General features: G+C 36.2%; 12 protein-coding genes. 8 read left to right on the plus strand and 4 right to left on the minus strand.

Features of this window, described 5'->3' with window-relative positions; translation table 11 throughout:
- Window positions 1–94: 94 nt before the first annotated feature.
- The 5 genes from AC59HZ_RS12970 to drmB all read left to right on the plus strand — a co-directional run bounded on the left by AC59HZ_RS12970 (window position 95) and on the right by drmB (window position 10,001).
- Window positions 95–1,852 carry a DNA cytosine methyltransferase gene (locus AC59HZ_RS12970; RefSeq protein ID WP_496546236.1) on the plus strand — a complete coding sequence of 586 codons (1,758 nt, stop codon included), beginning with the start codon at window positions 95–97 and terminating at the stop codon, window positions 1,850–1,852.
- Window positions 1,853–2,051: 199 nt separating this feature from the next.
- The gene (locus AC59HZ_RS12975) at window positions 2,052–3,038 is read left to right on the plus strand and encodes a hypothetical protein (protein WP_496546586.1); all 987 of its coding nucleotides are present in this window, start codon (window positions 2,052–2,054) and stop codon (window positions 3,036–3,038) included.
- A 6-nt stretch (window positions 3,039–3,044) separates the two neighbouring features.
- The gene (locus tag AC59HZ_RS12980; RefSeq protein ID WP_496546237.1) at window positions 3,045–4,565 is read left to right on the plus strand and encodes a DISARM anti-phage system protein DrmE domain-containing protein; all 1,521 of its coding nucleotides are present in this window, start codon (window positions 3,045–3,047) and stop codon (window positions 4,563–4,565) included.
- A 22-nt stretch (window positions 4,566–4,587) separates the two neighbouring features.
- On the plus strand, window positions 4,588–8,109 hold the full coding sequence (locus AC59HZ_RS12985; RefSeq protein ID WP_496546238.1) for a helicase-related protein: 3,522 nt from the start codon (window positions 4,588–4,590) through the stop codon (window positions 8,107–8,109).
- On the plus strand, window positions 8,106–10,001 hold the full coding sequence (gene drmB / locus AC59HZ_RS12990) for a DrmB family protein (RefSeq protein WP_496546239.1): 1,896 nt from the start codon (window positions 8,106–8,108) through the stop codon (window positions 9,999–10,001). The genes AC59HZ_RS12985 and drmB overlap by 4 nt, the downstream gene beginning before the upstream one ends.
- A gap of 50 nt (window positions 10,002–10,051) precedes the next feature.
- Here the strand turns inward: drmB and AC59HZ_RS12995 are convergent, their stop codons facing one another.
- Entirely contained in the window at window positions 10,052–10,474 is a 423-nt protein-coding gene (locus AC59HZ_RS12995; protein WP_496546240.1) for a very short patch repair endonuclease, read from the minus strand.
- 409 nt (window positions 10,475–10,883) lie between these two features.
- Between AC59HZ_RS12995 and AC59HZ_RS13000 the strand changes: the two genes are divergently transcribed.
- Complete coding sequence (locus tag AC59HZ_RS13000) at window positions 10,884–11,150, plus strand: hypothetical protein (protein WP_496546241.1); 267 nt, start codon at window positions 10,884–10,886, stop codon at window positions 11,148–11,150.
- A gap of 156 nt (window positions 11,151–11,306) precedes the next feature.
- Here the strand turns inward: AC59HZ_RS13000 and AC59HZ_RS13005 are convergent, their stop codons facing one another.
- Complete coding sequence (locus AC59HZ_RS13005) at window positions 11,307–12,767, minus strand: S8 family serine peptidase (protein WP_496546242.1); 1,461 nt, start codon at window positions 12,765–12,767, stop codon at window positions 11,307–11,309.
- 469 nt (window positions 12,768–13,236) lie between these two features.
- Between AC59HZ_RS13005 and AC59HZ_RS13010 the strand changes: the two genes are divergently transcribed.
- Entirely contained in the window at window positions 13,237–13,473 is a 237-nt protein-coding gene (locus AC59HZ_RS13010) for a hypothetical protein (RefSeq protein WP_496546243.1), read from the plus strand.
- Window positions 13,474–13,618: 145 nt separating this feature from the next.
- Here the strand turns inward: AC59HZ_RS13010 and lspA are convergent, their stop codons facing one another.
- A complete protein-coding gene (gene lspA / locus AC59HZ_RS13015) occupies window positions 13,619–14,056 on the minus strand; it encodes a signal peptidase II (protein WP_496546244.1) in 438 nt (145 codons plus the stop codon).
- Window positions 14,057–14,288: 232 nt separating this feature from the next.
- Window positions 14,289–14,897 carry a TetR/AcrR family transcriptional regulator gene (locus AC59HZ_RS13020; protein ID WP_496546245.1) on the minus strand — a complete coding sequence of 203 codons (609 nt, stop codon included), beginning with the start codon at window positions 14,895–14,897 and terminating at the stop codon, window positions 14,289–14,291.
- A 574-nt stretch (window positions 14,898–15,471) separates the two neighbouring features.
- On the opposite strand from AC59HZ_RS13020, the gene AC59HZ_RS13025 reads away from it, so the two are divergent.
- Window positions 15,472–17,544, plus strand: coding sequence for an alkaline phosphatase family protein (locus AC59HZ_RS13025; RefSeq protein WP_496546246.1), 2,073 nt, complete (start codon window positions 15,472–15,474; stop codon window positions 17,542–17,544).
- The last annotated feature ends 93 nt before the right edge of the window (window positions 17,545–17,637 follow it).

Here is a 17,637-nt window from a genome sequence, read left to right on the forward strand (position 1 = left end):
ATTCGTATAAAATAGGAATTGAAGAATCCTTTCTGATTCCTGAAAGGTATTTATTAAAATATCAAGAAGACTTCTTCTTGTAGGAGTGAGGCTAATGGAAGATAAAAAACTACAAGTAATGGATCTTTTTGCAGGTGCCGGTGGTCTCAGCAATGGATTTGAGCAGACAGGAAAATTCGAAGTGAAAATTGCAGTAGAAATTAATGAGAATGCTAGAGAAACTTATTTGGAGAACCATCCTTATATTAAAGAGGAAAACTTCCATAAAGACATTACAAAATTAAGGTATAAAGACGAAGATGGTAAATTACATGAGGAATTTCAGAAAATAGATGTTATCATCGGCGGACCGCCTTGCCAGGGATTTTCAAATGCAAATAGACAAAAGAATACTCTTATTTCTTCAAATAACCAGCTTGTGAAAGAATATTTAAGGGCTATCGAGGAAATTAAGCCAATAGCGTTTGTTATGGAGAATGTTAAGACATTAGAATCAGAGAAACATAAATTTTTTATTCGTAAAGATGACGAAGAGAAGATAGCTGAATTAAAATTAGAAGAACAAGATGAAATTATTAGAATAGGGACTCTCACAGTTAATCCTGATAGTCTAAAATCATTTTTAATTAATGCTTATAATAACAATATTGATTTATCCTCTTATATAATAAATAAGGATTTATTTTCAAAATTAAATCTATTGTTAAGGTATGCACAGAAACAATCAGAGAATAGCCTTATTGATTTTGTTAATAAGGAAAACAATCACAAATATTTTCTAAAGATTGTAAAAGATAAATGGAATGAAATTCATGAAGAATACTTGGATATTTTCTATAAAGATGCATGGATTGCTTTGGGGGAAAACTTTAAAAGAATTCTAGATAATGATACTTCTTCCATTATGGAATTTTCAAACTTACTAGAACAAATCATTGAGGCCCAAAGATTAATAAATAAAATTTCTGAAATAATTGACCATAATATAAAACTTTATGGAGATGAAATTATCAGCGACAACGCTGAAATTCATATTAAATCATACAATGTATTTGAGTATATAAAGGCAAGGCTTTTGGATTTAAAATATGTTTTTAATGCCGGTAATCATATCTTTAATGCGGCGCAATTTGGCGTTCCGCAGGAGAGAAAGAGACTCATATTATTTGGAATTAGAGAGGATGCTTTAAACGGGAAGCCACTTAAACTACCAGAACCGCTCTTCAATAATAAGTGGGAGTTTTATAAAATAAAAGATGCTATTTATGACCTTGAAAAATTACCGCCTAAAATAGATGTTAAAGATGACGAAATCTTTAGAGGAGAAACAGGAGCAATTAACGGAAATCCTCTAAATGAATATCTAAATAAATTTCAAAATAAGTATCTAAAAGATCAATCTGAAAAACCTCTATACAATCATGTTAGAACAGATTCGAGGGAAGTAGCATTAAAAAGGTTTAGCTCATTAAAGGAAGGTCAGAATTTCCATGACCTAGATGATACGTTAAAGTCAACCTACAGTGATCATAGTAGAACGCAGAATACTATTTATAAGAGACTTGATTATAATCAACCTTCCGATACTGTTGTTAATGTAAGAAAGTCAATGTGGATTCATCCTAAAATAGATAGGGCAATTAGTATTAGAGAGGCTGCAAGATTACAATCATTCCCGGATTCCTATAGATTTTTTGGATCAAAAGATTCTCAGTATCAGCAAGTTGGGAATGCAGTACCGCCATTAATGGCTAGATTTGTGGGCGAAAGTTTACTAGAATCCCTCGGAATTGAAGTTGAAGGAAAAATTAGTGACATTATTAATCCTAAGAAAAAAATGTTAGTTAAATAAAATAGATTTGTTTTGAGCCAAAAATTTTTTGGCTCTTTTTTTTTGGAAAAATAAAAAGAGCCAAGCCATAGTATTACTTTTACTTAGAAAAATAAGTATGGCAAATAATAACACGTCTAACAGGAAGTTTACTGGGAATAACTAAAACTTTTTGCCAAATAATGTGATAAAATTACTTTAGTAAATAAGATTGAAAGAGGTGGGTAATTTGTCTCTTGAAGATTTAAAAGTATTACATAAGAAAAGGGTAATTAATCTACCAGAGTGGATTCGTTTTGCTTTTAATTTAGGAGCGTATTTTTATGAACACGGAATTAAGTATAAAAAGCCTGTAAATATTATTATTTCCCTTCCTAGTGATCAATATTTTCCATTATTTATAGCGATGGGAATTGCGGATAAAACTTTTTCGATGCGTAAACAGATGAAGTCAATTAGGAAAACGATATTAAGTTTAGGTCAGGGAAGCCGGATTATATATCAGGATGAACAGTCTTCCAGGAAAGCCTCTGTAATTTGTATAGAACCAAGTCCTGTATTTGAAAATGAAATGATTCTTAAAATTAAGGATGGAAAGATTGAAAGAGGTATTCCAGAAAAACAATGGATGGAAAGGATTATCTTATTGGATGAAGAATTCGATGAGATTAAACGAACAAGAAGAGTTAGTAAAAATCAGAAAATAGGATTGGATAGCCCATTGCTTAAAAAGCTTTACACTACTAACCAGTTAAATACTACTGCATTTTATCCGGGAGATGAGTTTTATCTAATAGGAAACGTGGCACAATTCGAAGAGTCAATAGAGGAACAGCTTTTTACTTACAATGGTATAACTGGTAATGTAAGCGATTTCCTTTACATGGATAACCGGAATAGCTATACCAATGGAAAGTTTTTTTCGTCACAAATAAAGAAAATTGAAGCAGAAATAAATAATGAAGCACCAGCAATTTTTACAAATGTAATCAGCTATTTAAAGCAAGTAAAATACTTTTCAAGTAATCCAAAAATTATTATATCAAGCAGGACGGAAAATGATTTTCGATTTTATGAAATAAAAGAAGAAATAAAAAGAGAGATGCTGCAGGGGGACTATAAACTGGTTACTAGTGAAATTGTGGGGTGCCTCGAATCTATTGGTACACCGATACCCAATGGCATTGAGTTTCTTGCTTGGAGGTAATAGATTATGAATTTTAGCAAAATATTAGATTTATATAATTTAGATGCATGCTCAGTTTTATTTAAGCACGTAGAAAGCAAAGAATTGCTTATTCTTGCTGATAGTATAGAGCGGTTTAGGATTGAAACACAAACTAAATATGAAAATGACGAACATTTACTTGATGTACTAGGCGTGTTGAAAAAAGTATTCTTCAAGTTTACAAGTAGTTTTCTCCCTTTTAATAAAGTTATTAACCGCGATTTGGAAGATGAAATGCTTAAAAAGTTTTTTCAGCTAAAACGCAGTTATCCTGATTTATTTGAAAATATCATTACTCCAATTGCAAAGTCGTATAGAAAAGTAGTTGAGGAAACTAACAATTATTTACATGAATATTTGAGTGGTTATATTAATAGTAATGCAGATGTTGGAGTGAGGGTTGCAATAGTTACTAAAAGGCCGCTTTCTGGTGAGGAGATAATGTTAATCACTACCGAAGTCAAATCATCTATAAAGACGAACATTTTTACTGAAAATAGCTTTAGAAAAAGTTTTGATACATTTGATTATGTTATCTATATTGGTAATCCCAAATATTTCGGTGAATACGTTACTAATACTTTTAAGGGCAAGACGGTGACATTTATCTCCTATGATATTTTTTCAAATTCAATGACTGAAAAAAAGGTCTTTGATGAGATTATTCCAAATGGAGCTTACAGTACAATTTTTAAGAAAATTACGTTTGGTGAGCCTTCAATTAAGAAAGGTAATATCCATTTAGAACGTTCAGACTCTACTAACGCAACAGTAAATAAATTTATAGAAGAACAACAAAATGAAGAAAGTAATTCTTCTGATTTAGTTGAAGCGAATATTGTTTATTTAGAAAATGAAAGATTCTTATTTGCCCCAAGAGATTCAAAAATACGTGTTTTTACTCCCGATGAAAAAACAAATTTTGTTAAACAAATTAATTTTAAAGACGTCGAAGTTGATGATTATATTGTTATCCGGAATGATAGGGATACAAAACTTATTGCTGAAGTAGCTGACCAAGATGTATTAAAATCAAGAGCGAAATATTACCGAACACTACAAAGCGAATGGAAGGATAAACTGCGTTTTAATGTTAAAAAGAAAGGAATTAAACGTGTAAGTGATATTTTGACGAATAGGTATCAAATTAATACTGCATCATCACAATCTTTGAGGTCCTGGTGTAATGAAGAATCTATTTGTCCAACTGAGCTGCCGAAACTTCTAAGGGCTCTTAAGTATGAGAAGAATAAGCTCGAAGAGATTTATGAAACAATGAAAAAAATTCAACAAGCCCACCGTAAGGCAGGAAGAATTATTTCTGAAAAACTGATGAATGAAATTTCTAGAGACATAATGAGGGAGTTACAGGAAAAAGGTTTCTATACCTTCAAGTCCAAAGAATTTAACGGAGCTTCATTTAATATTGAAAGAATTGTTTCAATCGATCATTCTAGATATCTTATTGCTCCTTATAATCTAATGAAACCAATTAAAATAGATTAGGGATGGAAAGGAATTGCAAGATATGGGGATTTCTTTAGAAAATTCATTAATTAATCGGCAGAAGGTCCTGAATAATGTAAGAGAAGAAATTATAGGTCCTGGACAAATTAGAAGTCACTATCAAAAGTTTAATCCAATTGGAACAACAATATTTGAGTCAAGAGAAGAATTATACAAGCCCTACTACTGGGAAATTGGCGGTGTAAAAGAAGAGATTCTTCAAAGGGAAACTCCAACAGAACGTTATGTGAGCGGGCATTTATTTCCATTAGGTATTAGCAGGGATGATGAATTAACCCTTGAAACTCCTGTAAATGAAGATTCCAATGAGAATCAGGATGACGAAGGGAAACTCGATAATCTATTTCAACAGAATGAAGGTGTTGAAATGACTGAGGATGATGGTGAAGTAGAGTTATTTCCTCAACGTAATGATTTTATGCCGTCCACAATGGGATTGACCTTTTGTGTTAATAAGGAAATTCCACAATTAAAGGTCATCATAGAGGGAGGAAGCTATACTCCGCATTCAGTCAGAGTTAAAGGGGAGAGTAATACTGTTAAGTGGTGGCTAAGGGAAACCGTTGAAGGGAAATGGGATTTGCCTTTGACTGAACTTATTACTCAGAAGCAAATTGAAAAAGTTGTGGATATAACTAATAAAAAAGGGGAAAAACTTAGCCAGTTCCAAGTTCAATTTCAGGCACGTCTTCGGGAAGTCAAAGGCCAATATATCATTACTATTAGTGTCACTAACCGCTCTCAAACAGCAAAGTTTGACCGCCAGCAATTAATTTTATTTCAAGCGAAGATGTCGATCAGCACTCCAGAAAAATACGCATTTTCTGTTTATCCTAAACAATATCAAATGAAAAAGTATTTGAGTGATGAAGAGGCATCGACAGAACTACTTTATCGGAATGAAGGTGTTTATTCATTTGGTCATGGATGTGCTGCAGATTGGGAACAAAACAGTCAAACCATACAAAAGATATCTACAACATTTATGCCAGAATATGAAACGCTCAGCATGACACCAAATGTTTTTGTAAAACAGGGTAATAAGAAAATTGAACTAGAGATCAAAATGAGTGATTTAGCTGGCCTTTCCTCACAGGATCACCCAGAAAAAATACTTCAACCATTAATTGAAGGGTATAGCGAATGGATTGAAAGGAAACAAAGGGAAATTGACCTTATTCCGGTATTACTACAGCCTGCTGCAAATCGGCACATGGATTTATGCAGGGAAAGTTTAACCAGAATGAAAAAGGGACTTGAATTGCTAAAGGATGATCAAATACTAGAAGCATTTCGTCTAGCAAACCTAGCGATTCTTTTACAGCAGGAGAATGGAAAAATGAAACGCCAGGGGCGTGTGGAAGGAAATAAAATATTATTTACAACACCAATTAAAGAAAGTGTAATCGATGAAATAAAACTTAGGTCTGCCCAAAATACCTGGAGGGCATTCCAGATTGCCTTTATCTTGATGTCAGTTGAGTCGTTAGTGGATGAAAGCAGTTTTTCAAGGGAAGTCGTCGATTTAATTTGGTTTCCTACTGGAGGCGGTAAAACTGAAGCCTATTTAGGAGTAGCTGCTTTTCAAATAATTCTTAGAAGATTAAAGAATCCTTTGGACGCAGGGGTCGATGTTATGATGAGATACACACTGCGGCTTTTAACGGCGGACCAGTTTCAGCGATCTTCGAGGCTGATTTGCGCCTTGGAATATTTAAGAAAAAAACACGAGGAAAAGCTAGGGATTTCCCCTTTTTCCATTGGAATTTGGGTTGGTTCCAATACAACTCCAAATACGAATAAAGCGGCAAAAACTGCTCTACACAAATTACAGAAAAACGAAAGAAATGCACAGCATTTCATTGTTAACAATTGTCCATGGTGCGGGGCTGAATTGGGCCATTATGAGGAAAAGGGAAGTAAAAAGAAGTATTACTTTGGCTATAAAAATGACAACGATAGATTAGTTATTCATTGCCCTGATAAGAATTGCCGTTTTCATGATGAATTACCTATTCATATAGTTGATGAAACTATTTATGAAAAACGGCCAACCTTTTTAATTGGGACTGTTGATAAATTTGTTCAGTTAGTTTGGAAGCCAGAGGCAAGAGCAATTTTCGGGATTGATATGGATGGAAATCGCTTTGTCAGCCCTCCTTCATTAATTATACAGGATGAGCTCCATTTAATTTCCGGTCCTTTGGGAACACTGACTGGCCTTTTTGAAGTATTAATAGAGGAACTATGTTTAAAAAATGATGGAGGAAAGTATATAAAACCAAAAATTATTGCGGCAACTGCGACAATAAAACAATTCGAAGAACAGGCACTTGCTCTGTTTGGAAGGGAAAATGCACGGTTATTCCCAAGTCCTGGTTTAGAAAATGAAGATTCCTTTTTTGCTACACCCGCAATTAATAAAGAATCTGGTAAGCCAATGCCAGGCAGAAAATATGTAGGGGTTTATACAACCACTGTCCGGTTAATGATGTCTCAGGTTATGGCTTTTTCATCGATTCTTCAATCGACTTCTGAAATTAAAGAAGATGAACGGGATCCCTATTGGACATTACTTACCTTCTATAATACTTTGCGAGAACTAGGGGGCGGCTTAACCTTAACACAGACGGACATACCTCAGTATTCTAAGTCGATGTCAATGAGAAAAGGAAATCTTAAGGAAAGCCGATATATTAATAGTGTTCTAGAATTAACATCTAGAAAACAAAGCCATGAAATTTCCAAAACAATTGATGATTTAAAACTAACATATACGCCAGGTAAGGATAAAGATAGAGATACAACGATAGATTTATGCCTAGCCTCGAATATTATTGAGGTAGGAGTGGACATAGACCGTTTATCCGTTATGGCTATTGTTGGGCAGCCAAAGATGACTGCACAGTATATTCAGGTAAGCGGGCGGGTTGGACGTCGATGGTGGGAGAGACCAGGTCTTATCTTCACATTATATTCAAATACAAAATCTAGGGATAAGTCACATTTTGAGCATTTTAGAGAGTACCATCAAAAATTATATGCCCAGGTGGAACCGACCAGTGTTACTCCTTTTTCAGATTCTTCCTTGGATAGAGGACTTCATGCTGTAATAGTTGGATTTTTACGTCAGGCATTAAATGATGATGTAGCCAGGACACCGGACTGGAAAGAGATTGAAAAGTTTATGAAGAACAAGATTCTACCTTTTTATAATCGGTTAATAGAGAGAGCAAAGCTTGTTGATTCGGAACAAGTGGATGAACTGAAAAAGAGATTCTTAACTATCTTAAAAAGATTGGAAAAAGGTGGATATACTGCATGGAAGGTTGATTCAAATGTAACAGGATATATGTATCCAGCAGGAACCGTTGTTCCAAAATTATTAAAAAACCAAGCCGAATCTATGATTAATTCCATGAGAAATGTGGATTCTGAATGCAGGGGTTTAATTGTTTCTGTTTATATTTCGGACTCAAATTCTGATGATAGTGAAAACAGTTGGGAGGCTTTGTTTTCATGAAAGACTTACCCTTAAGAAGAGGTCAGTTAGTTACAACCTTTGGACCAGGTGCCTTAGTTATCAGCCCAGAAGGGGAATCAGCCATGATTGGGGCCCTAGATAAATGGTATTACGACAAGAATGAACGCCGGATTGATTCGTTAGATGAATTTGATATTCACGAACCAAGGCTAAAATCATTATTGAAGGTTAAGCAATTATTATTGCCGCCTGATTTTAGACCAAGTTATAAATATAAAGGCGCGGGAAATGAAATAACTCAAAATAATACTGATATCTATATACCTTTGTTAAGGTTTCCCACTTGGCATTATTGCCCTTCTTGCAGAACACTGCATCAGACATCGATGTCCTCCAGAACAAGCTGGCTGGACTGCAAAGATTGTAAAAAACTAAGGAAGATGATTCAGGTCCCCTTTGTTATGGTATGCAATCAAGGACATATATCCGATTTCCCTTGGAGAGAGTGGGTACATGGCGATGAGAAAACAACCTGTAACGGGTTGATGAAGCTGGTTTCTACTGGAGGAGCGACATTAGATTCTCTTAAGGTAAAATGCAGCTGTAATAAAGAAAGGTCTCTTAGAGGAATTATGTCACGTAAGTCAAATTCCGAAATGGAAGAGGATAGAGTCAGTGAACTAAGCAAGAGATTAAATGAAAAGTCAAATGAATTATATCAATGCCCAGGTTATACACCTTGGTATGGGTCGGAAAAAGATCATGAAAGCTGCACTTCTTTTCCCGTAGCAGTATTAAAAAATTCGATTAATGTGTATTATCCAAATACCATAAGCGCTATTCACTTGCCAGGGGAAAATAAAGAGGTAGAAGATATTATTGATATGTTTGAAAAAAATGGAATTAGTTCTTCCTTGCTAAGTGACTTTGACAAACTTGAAGATAAGATAAAGATTGCAAAAAGATTATGCCCACCTGAATTTAAAGAATTTAATCAATCGGATATAGAGTTAGCAATTCTATATATTGAAGGGGCATTAGAGGATGAAGCAGAAGTTGACCAAGTTAGACCTAAACGGGCTGAAACTGAGTTAAGGAAAAAAGAGTTTGAGACTTTGATAAAAGAGGTAGAATCCAAAAACTTAAAGGTTAAAAAAGAATGGCAGTGCCAACAGGTAATTGTTGAGGATTACTCCACCTATTTTAGTCATATCAATCGGGTTACGAAGTTGAAGGAAACCATAGCCTTGACAGGTTTTAGCCGCCTAAGTGTGAATGAAGATGAAAAGAGTCAGAATCAAATTAACAAGGGGAAGAAACTTCTGTATAAAGACCCAAATCTCCCTGAAAATAGTTGGCTTCCGGCATATAAGGTTTATGGTGAAGGAATATTCTTTACACTAAACTTTGATAATTTATTATCTTGGGAACAGCAAGAGGATGTTTCGAATTATTTTAATAGATTGTTGTCTCGTGTAAGGAAAAGGGGAACAACTGTTGATGAAGCTTTTATAAAACCAAGAAATGTACTGCTTCATACTTTGGCACATGTCATTATTGATGAGCTTGCTTTAACATGCGGTTATAATACGGCTTCGCTGCGGGAGCGGCTTTATTATAATGATGACCAAAGTGGGGTTTTAATTTATACATCTTCTGGAGATGTTGATGGTACATTTGGCGGCCTTGTTAGAATGGGTAAGAAAGAGAACTTCTTTCCAGTAGTAGAAAAAGCAATCGATAAGGCAAGATGGTGCAGTTCGGATCCTGTTTGCTCAGAAATAGGAAAATCCTATGGCCAGGGCGTAAATAATTTGAATGGAGCTGCCTGTCATAGCTGCTCTTATTTGCCTGAAACATCTTGTGAAATAGGGAATTTATTTTTAGATAGGACATTACTGATTGATCCTAAAATAGGATTTTTTCAATGATGGCAATGTTAAAAAAGTATGGGAGTCAAAATATTTTGGCTCTCTTTTTTTCAAAAGGGTTTGTTGCTACTGTTTCTATCAATGAATTCCGCTATTTTTTTTATTGCTTTGTTGAAATCTTTTTTGAATTCATGTTCCCAAACTCTTAGGATGCACCAGCCCTTTTCCTCATAATATATATTCACCTCTATATCCCTTTTTTTATTTCTTTCAAGTTTCTTTTCCCAATAATCTTTGTTAGACTTTGGCATATTGCCGTGCAGTGGGCAACAATGCCAGAAGCAAGAGTCAATAAAAATGACAATTTTATATTTCTTTATTGCAATATCAGGTTTTCCAAAAATATTAACATTTTTACGGAAGCGAAAACCCATTCTCCATAGTGCTTTACTGACTCGATTTTCGAGAGCAGATTTTGATTTTATTGCTTTCATATTTTTTGTCCTTTGGTCTTTTGTCAAATTATCTGCCATTTTAAAACCTCTACCCCAAATTTAATATGATATAAATTACCCTAATGAAGAAATTTAAGTCAATCATAGAAATGTTTAAAAACGGATACATTTTTATCATTTCTATTGAGTTTCCTTTGCCAAAAAACTACTCACTGACATTCCTTCGGAATCGTAGCACACGATGCCATAAAGATTTACAAACAATTTCTTTAAGCTTGGATGTGGACCGAATGGAACCCATAATCCTGCTAAGGACTTCTGGCGCAAACTTGTCAGGCACCGATAAAACCTCCCTTTGATTTATATAAAAGCTATAGTATTACCTATTTTGTCCCAAAAATAGACTCAAATCCTTCTGGCCCGATGCAGCCGATAATTTCTAATTAACATAAACTCAAAGTTATTACCTGATAGAGGACAGATTGTAGTGCCGAATCAATCGGAACAGGAATACATACATAGAAAAATTGTTGAGGAATTGGAAAATGGCATCGTGAACGACGAATCAAAAGAAGGTTTTTTAACTATTATCAATCAAATGGTAAACAGAGACAGTATAAAAGGTATCATATTGGGCTGCACAGAACTCCCTATGATAATCAAAAATGAGAAATTAACTATCCATTCACTAAACAGAGCAGAAATTCACATTAATAAGATTGTCGATACCATTTTTGAGAACAAAACTTATTGACCTTTAATCAAAAAAGCCAGGTATAATCATAAGTTGTTTCGTTGTATGGAGAGTATTATATGCAAATAGTTAAAGAATACAAAAACGGGCACATCTCCTTGTTAAGGAAATAATGCCCCAATTAATGCGATTTGAGTATTTTTGGTACCACTTTCCCTATTTTTTTAAATTCATCAATGCCCGATAAGCATTGGCTTCCCCAGAACCATATAAGGCATCTTGGCCAGGTTTTCCATAGTCAATCGCTGTTTGTTTAATGATGGCTGAAACTTGTGAAGGCTTTAAATCAGGGTGTGCAGCTTTAATAATGCCCGCAATCCCAGCTACTTGAGGAGCAGCCATCGAAGTACCTGCGTTATAAAAATAAGGCATACCCAAGTAAGTTGGCCCTGTACTAAGGATTAAGTTCGTCATATCCGCCGTGGCTGGGTCAAGGGTTTCGGCATATTTGGCACCAAAATCTCCTCCGGGAGCTGCTACATCAATCGCACTGTTTCCATAATTGGAGAAAAAGGCAAGTTCCTGTTGGGACCATTTGTTTGAGGCAGATACATTGATCACTCCAGGCATTTGTGCCGGTACAACAGTTGTTGGTCCCCTGAGTGAGATTCCGAACGGTTCATAAAGGGAGTTTAAGTAATTAGTAACCTGATTCTTGTCATCCAGGTTCAAGCTTTCATTTCCACTCGCCGCTACTACGGTTACGTCGTTCTTCAGAGCGTATTGGATCGCGCGTTTCCACAATAACGTATCGGCCGTTGTTTTATAAGTTTCTCCTTCGATGATTGTTTTCGAAGTATTATAAAGTCTTAGAGACATATTAATGACGTCTACCTTATCATTCGCAGCTGCTATGATGCCATCAATGATAAAGGATGGGAGAGTAAGAGCTTGGTCCGAATAGAATACACGATAGGTACGTATTCCCAGCTCTGGTCCTACGCCTTTGACATTTCCATTTGCCGCAATGATTCCAGACACATGTGTTCCGTGGCCATTACGATCCACGATATCATTTGAGTCTCCGGTTTCTGTTGCATCCATGCCTGCAGGGACCAAATTCCGTCCGCCAAGAAGGTTCTTCCGTAAATCTGGATGTGTTGGGTCAATCCCTGTATCAATTACCCCTACAACTGCTTTATGTATAGTTTCTCCTCTAGCATTTTCATATCCGCCGGTTTCAATTTCATACGATTTCCCATTGTTCGTTACCCTTTGAATGTCCCATTGCTCCTCCCATAGACTTCCTGGTTGGTTGAGAGCTTTTATTTGGGCAGTGTTTTGAATTATAGCCGGCTGGTTTAATGCAAGTGGTACCTCTTTACTAACAACCTCAATGGATGGCTCATTTTTGAGATTCCTTAAAAATTCAGGATGTTCGGACTGTGCTTCGACTCCTCCCACTTCCGGGAGTGCTTTTACCACTCGGCCGCCTGCTTTTTTGATTACTTCTTCGTATTCCTTTGGCAGCTCGTTTTTAAATGCAATCACATACAGGCTTTTCCCTTCTGATTTCGTTAATTGGTTTTCAGCAGCCAGGCTAGGTGCTGCACCTCCTGCCACGATCCCGAACCCTAATGTAACGGAAAGCAAGGTTTTTACTAAAACTTTCTTCATGTTCCTCCTCCTTTTTGTTGTGGAATATATTTCCTTATCTGTGACTATATTAATTTAACATTTTTATTCCATTTTTAGAAATAAACTGTACTGGGTATATCAACAAAAAAAAATGGAGAAATTGTTTATTGGAAAGGAGAAGTTTTTGGGGGACCAGGACTTGCAGTAGAAGCAACCAAAACATTATAGAAAAACGGCCTATTTGAAGATATTGTTGTTTAGAGTGTCAGATATTGTTTCTAGCATTTAAATGAATGTTAACGTCATTACCTGAGTGTTTGAAATATATATGGCTTATGAACTGATCTTACAGATATATCCGTTAACGTTTTTGCTATAATCAAACTAATAATTGGAAAATTTGTGCTATTAGGCGTTGGAGCTATGGATGCAAAACATTATGGGACAATCTTTTTACTAAAGCTTGAATGAACTACTGACTTAATTTTTTTAAAAGGGAGTCTGTAAAATGAACCAATATGAAGCTATCATTTTAGCATTAGAAGATTTAGGCGGGGAAGGGACAATCAAGGAAGTGGAATATTGGATCAATGCCAAGTATCCTAATACCTGGAAAAGTGCGGGTACGGCACTTGCTGATATGGTCCCGAAGTCGTTAGGTGGGAATCATTCATCTAATGTGAGTGATGAATATCGTGTACTGGAAAGGGTTTCGCCAGGGACCTATTGGTTATTTTCAAGATGATTTTGGGATTTGATTAGTAATACAAACCCAAGTACTGAATGCTCGGAGAAAACTCCGGGTTATTTTTTATTACTTATTGAATAGTGAACGCTAAAATTATGCCTTTTGTGGTAGTGTTTAATCGCCAAAGCATTTGTAGGAGAATCTATTTCTTATTTTTCAACCAGCTAACGACCCCATAAATAATAAGCAGTAACACCCCTATTTCGATAGCATGGTCGGCAAAGTTAAGAATTCCGCCAGAGCGAATGATAAAATCTGTCACCTGCCCAAACCAAAGTCTATCGATCCCATTTCCAATTGCTCCTCCGACTAGGAATCCAAAACTACAATCGATGAGAGCACCTTTCATTTCTCCGGTTCTGCGAAAATATAAAACAACTATCACGAAAAACACAGCCAAAACTCCGAAAAGCCGTGCATAGCCTTGAAATATACCTCCTGCCATCCCGCTATTTTCGATATGTGTGAGTTGTATTCCCCACAATGTAAATGTTTCATTGATATCAATGTAGGCACGAATAAGATATTTAGAAAGCTGGTCCATCACAATAACGAGGATTGCAATTACATAAAATAGCATATAATAGTCCTTCTTTCTTGCGGAATAATTTGCATCCTAATCCTCATTATAATTGGAAATCCTTTTTCTATTCTATTATGAGGCTCGCCTTTTTACGTGTAAAAACTTCCGATAAGGAAGCGTCCCTGTAGACGTTAATTCCTAAAAGGTTTGAATACAAACTGATTCCTGGCAATCGTTAGAGAAGGAATCAAAAAAATAATCTATATTTTCTCCACGCTGGTGCAGATCATTATTTGTTAGGTCCAATATATTTAAATGAGTAAATATGAGTTTTCGTTAGATCAATGACCTCCTTGATAAATGTCTCTTGTGTTTCTTTGAAGCCATTTTGGATCCAATTGTGAAGAAGTCCGTAAAAGCCATAAGCTGTATACCTTTTAAAATAATCCATATTCACGGGGATATTGTTGATGGTTTCAAACATAAATTTTTCCTGATAAATTTTTAAGATTGTTTGAGGGAACCGTGTATGCAACCCTGGTAACGTGTCATCGTAGTTTATCAATGTAAAAAAATTTCGATTTTTATAGATATAAGAAACGATATTAAAAGATGGTGCATTTAGCTTGGCTGAATACATTTTTTGACCAGGTACATATGGTTTACCTACTGAGTCTTCTAACCCCTGAAGCATGGAAACCAGTAAATCCTCAGCTAATTCAATTTTATCTGTGTAATGGATATAGAAGGTACTGCGATTATAAGCGGCATAATCGACGATGTCTTTTACAGTAACGGAATGGTACCCCTTCTCTTTTATGAGTTCAATCAATGTTTGCTTTAAATGCGCTTTTGTTCGATTTTGTCGTTGAGATTGCGTATTTTGTTCATTATTCATGAAAAAACCTCCCCAATATAGACAGATTTATCATAAGTGTCTACTAGTTAGACACTTAACGTCAAGTTTGAATCAGTGAAAGGTTCTTGGTGATCCTTTTACTTTTAGTTTCTTCTATTGAAGCAGCGTTTAAATCAACGATTGAAAGTTTTGCTCCTTCTTTTGCTGCTTGTAAGGCAGAGGTTTGGCCTAAACCAGATCCTGGACCTTCGGTCTGCTATTTTAGTCAATCCGAAATTCGTTCCCAATCCATGAGTACAGCCATAAGAACAACCTATTATTTCCCCTTTGGAGAGAGATTTTTTGAAGCGTGTATTAGCATTTAGTCAATTCCTGTCCAGCGGCCACCTCCATTTATAGATTCGTAAGTTTATGGCATCAATTTAATACAAGTTAAACTAAAAGTATGAATAATGTGGTATTAAGTTAGTAAAAATTTATGCATAATTTACACAAAATTTACTAATTTGTTATCCAAATTAACAAACTATTTTTATAATGTGATTGTACATAAGGAGGAGTACAGTTCGCTGGAATGGCGAAATATTAGATTGGGCTTCTAGGGTTTAAATGTATGATTATTCTGAAAATTGGAGGAAGAATGATGAAAGCGAATAGGTTAAAAAAAATGGTGGTAGGTACAACATTAGCGGTGGCACTGTCGGGTGCAGTAACGAGTATTGATGTTCCCTATAATGTTTTTTCCAACAGTTTGTCTTCCGTTGCGTTTGCCAATGAGGGAACGGTGCTTAACTTAAAATTTGATAACAATGCCAACGATAGTTCGGCAAGTGCTCTTACTCCTTTGGTCCACGGCAATCCTGGATTTTCACAAGGACGAATTGGACAAGCCATTAGTTTTACCTCACCAGGACAATACGTAGATCTGGGCAGTTCTAATGAACTTCAGTTCGGCGATAGTACGGATTTTTCAGTCTCATTTTGGTTTAAATCAGATGGAATCAATGGTGATCCTTCGATTATGTCGAATAAAAACTGGAATTCCGGGAGCAACACGGGGTGGAATTTAGCTGCGAACTCCAAAAATCTCATCTGGAACTTCAAAACGTCTGGAAGCAGCAGACTGGATTATCAAATGCCAGATGTTGTCGACCATACTTGGCATCATATTGTCGTTACGCACGATAGAGACGGTGATGCCCGTTTTTATAAGGATGGAGCTCTAATTCATACAGTTAATATCTCTGATAGGAAAGGAACACTGGACTCTCCTTACACAACTAAAATTGGTCAGGATGGGACAGGCAGCTATGGGTCCACACTAACTGCGAAAGTAGATGAGTTACAAATCTATCGTAAGGCATTGACAGAATCAGAAGTCCATTCCATGTACGAAACCGCTCCGCCGCTTCCGCCTACACCAGTAGAATCAGTCACATTAGATCAAACGAAGCTTGATCTTAAATCAGGTGCACCAATGCCGCTTACAGCAACGGTCTTACCGAATGATGCAACAAATAAAGAGATTAAATGGAGCTCCAGCGATGAAACTGTTGCAAAAATTGAAATGATCAATGATCGTCCCACTGTAATTGCTGGAAAGCCTGGCGATGCAACGATTACAGCCAAAGCCATTGACGGGGGGAAAATAGCTTCCGCCAGCGTACATGTTTCGAACTCTATTGATGTAACGGGTGATGGTTTGCTCAACCATGAGGATTTAAATTTTATCTTAAAAAATCAGAACAGCAGTGAAGGTGACCAACGCTGGGAGAAAGCTAAAACAGCGGATATAACGGATGATAAAAAAGTGGATAAAGCAGATGTGCAAATGATGAAAGATAAATTAGCTCCATACAAAAATGATTTTCTATACAAGCGAGTTGTTTTTATCGGAATTGATGGGATGGGTAATGCTGTGAAAGCCCCCGAAGCAAACGCACAAAATATTCAAAAGCTAATCAGTGAAGGTGCTGGAACGTATGAGGCAAGAGCGATGCTGCCAACGATTAGCGGACAAAACTGGGGATCTATTTTACACGGAGTCGTTCCGTCCAAACATAAAGTGACGAACGACATTGCAGCTGCCAACTACTATCCTGAAAATAATCCTTATCCTTCCTATATGAAGCTGCTGAAACAAGAACGTCCAATGCTTCAACAAGCTTCTTTCATTACGTGGTCACCGATTAATAAAGGAATCATTGAAGATTCTGCCGGTGCTTATAAGGTAAATGGCGGCAACGATGCAAATACGACCCAAAAAGCGGTTGACTTTATCAAAACAAATGGTCAAGACACCCGAAACATTTTCATTCATTTGGATGAAGTGGATGGTGCTGGACACACTTATGGCTATTTCACGCCAAAATTCTATGAGAAAGCTCAAAAAGCAGATCAGTACGTCGGCCAAATTATCCAGGCATTAGAGGAAGAGGGATTGATGGAGGATACGCTAGTGATTCTCACTGCCGACCATGGTGGAAAAGGAACTGGGCACGGGGGAGACTCCACAGCAGAACAGACTATTTTTTGGGCGGCAAAAGGAGCATCCATTGAACCTGGCACCGTCTTGAATGGTGTGGAAAATGTTGATACTGCAGCTGTTGTTGCACATGCCTTGCGTTTGGATATCCCACAAAATTGGGATGCCGAAATCCCGGCAGGATTATTTAAAGAAAAATAGTATCATGGGTTGCAGTACCTAGTATATAAGATAATATGATCGTAAGGTTTTTTTCTTAGGCTGTGTTAAAGATTACTGTTGATTTTTTAACCC

It is taken from the genome of Neobacillus sp. DZ-9 (genome assembly GCF_059587065.1).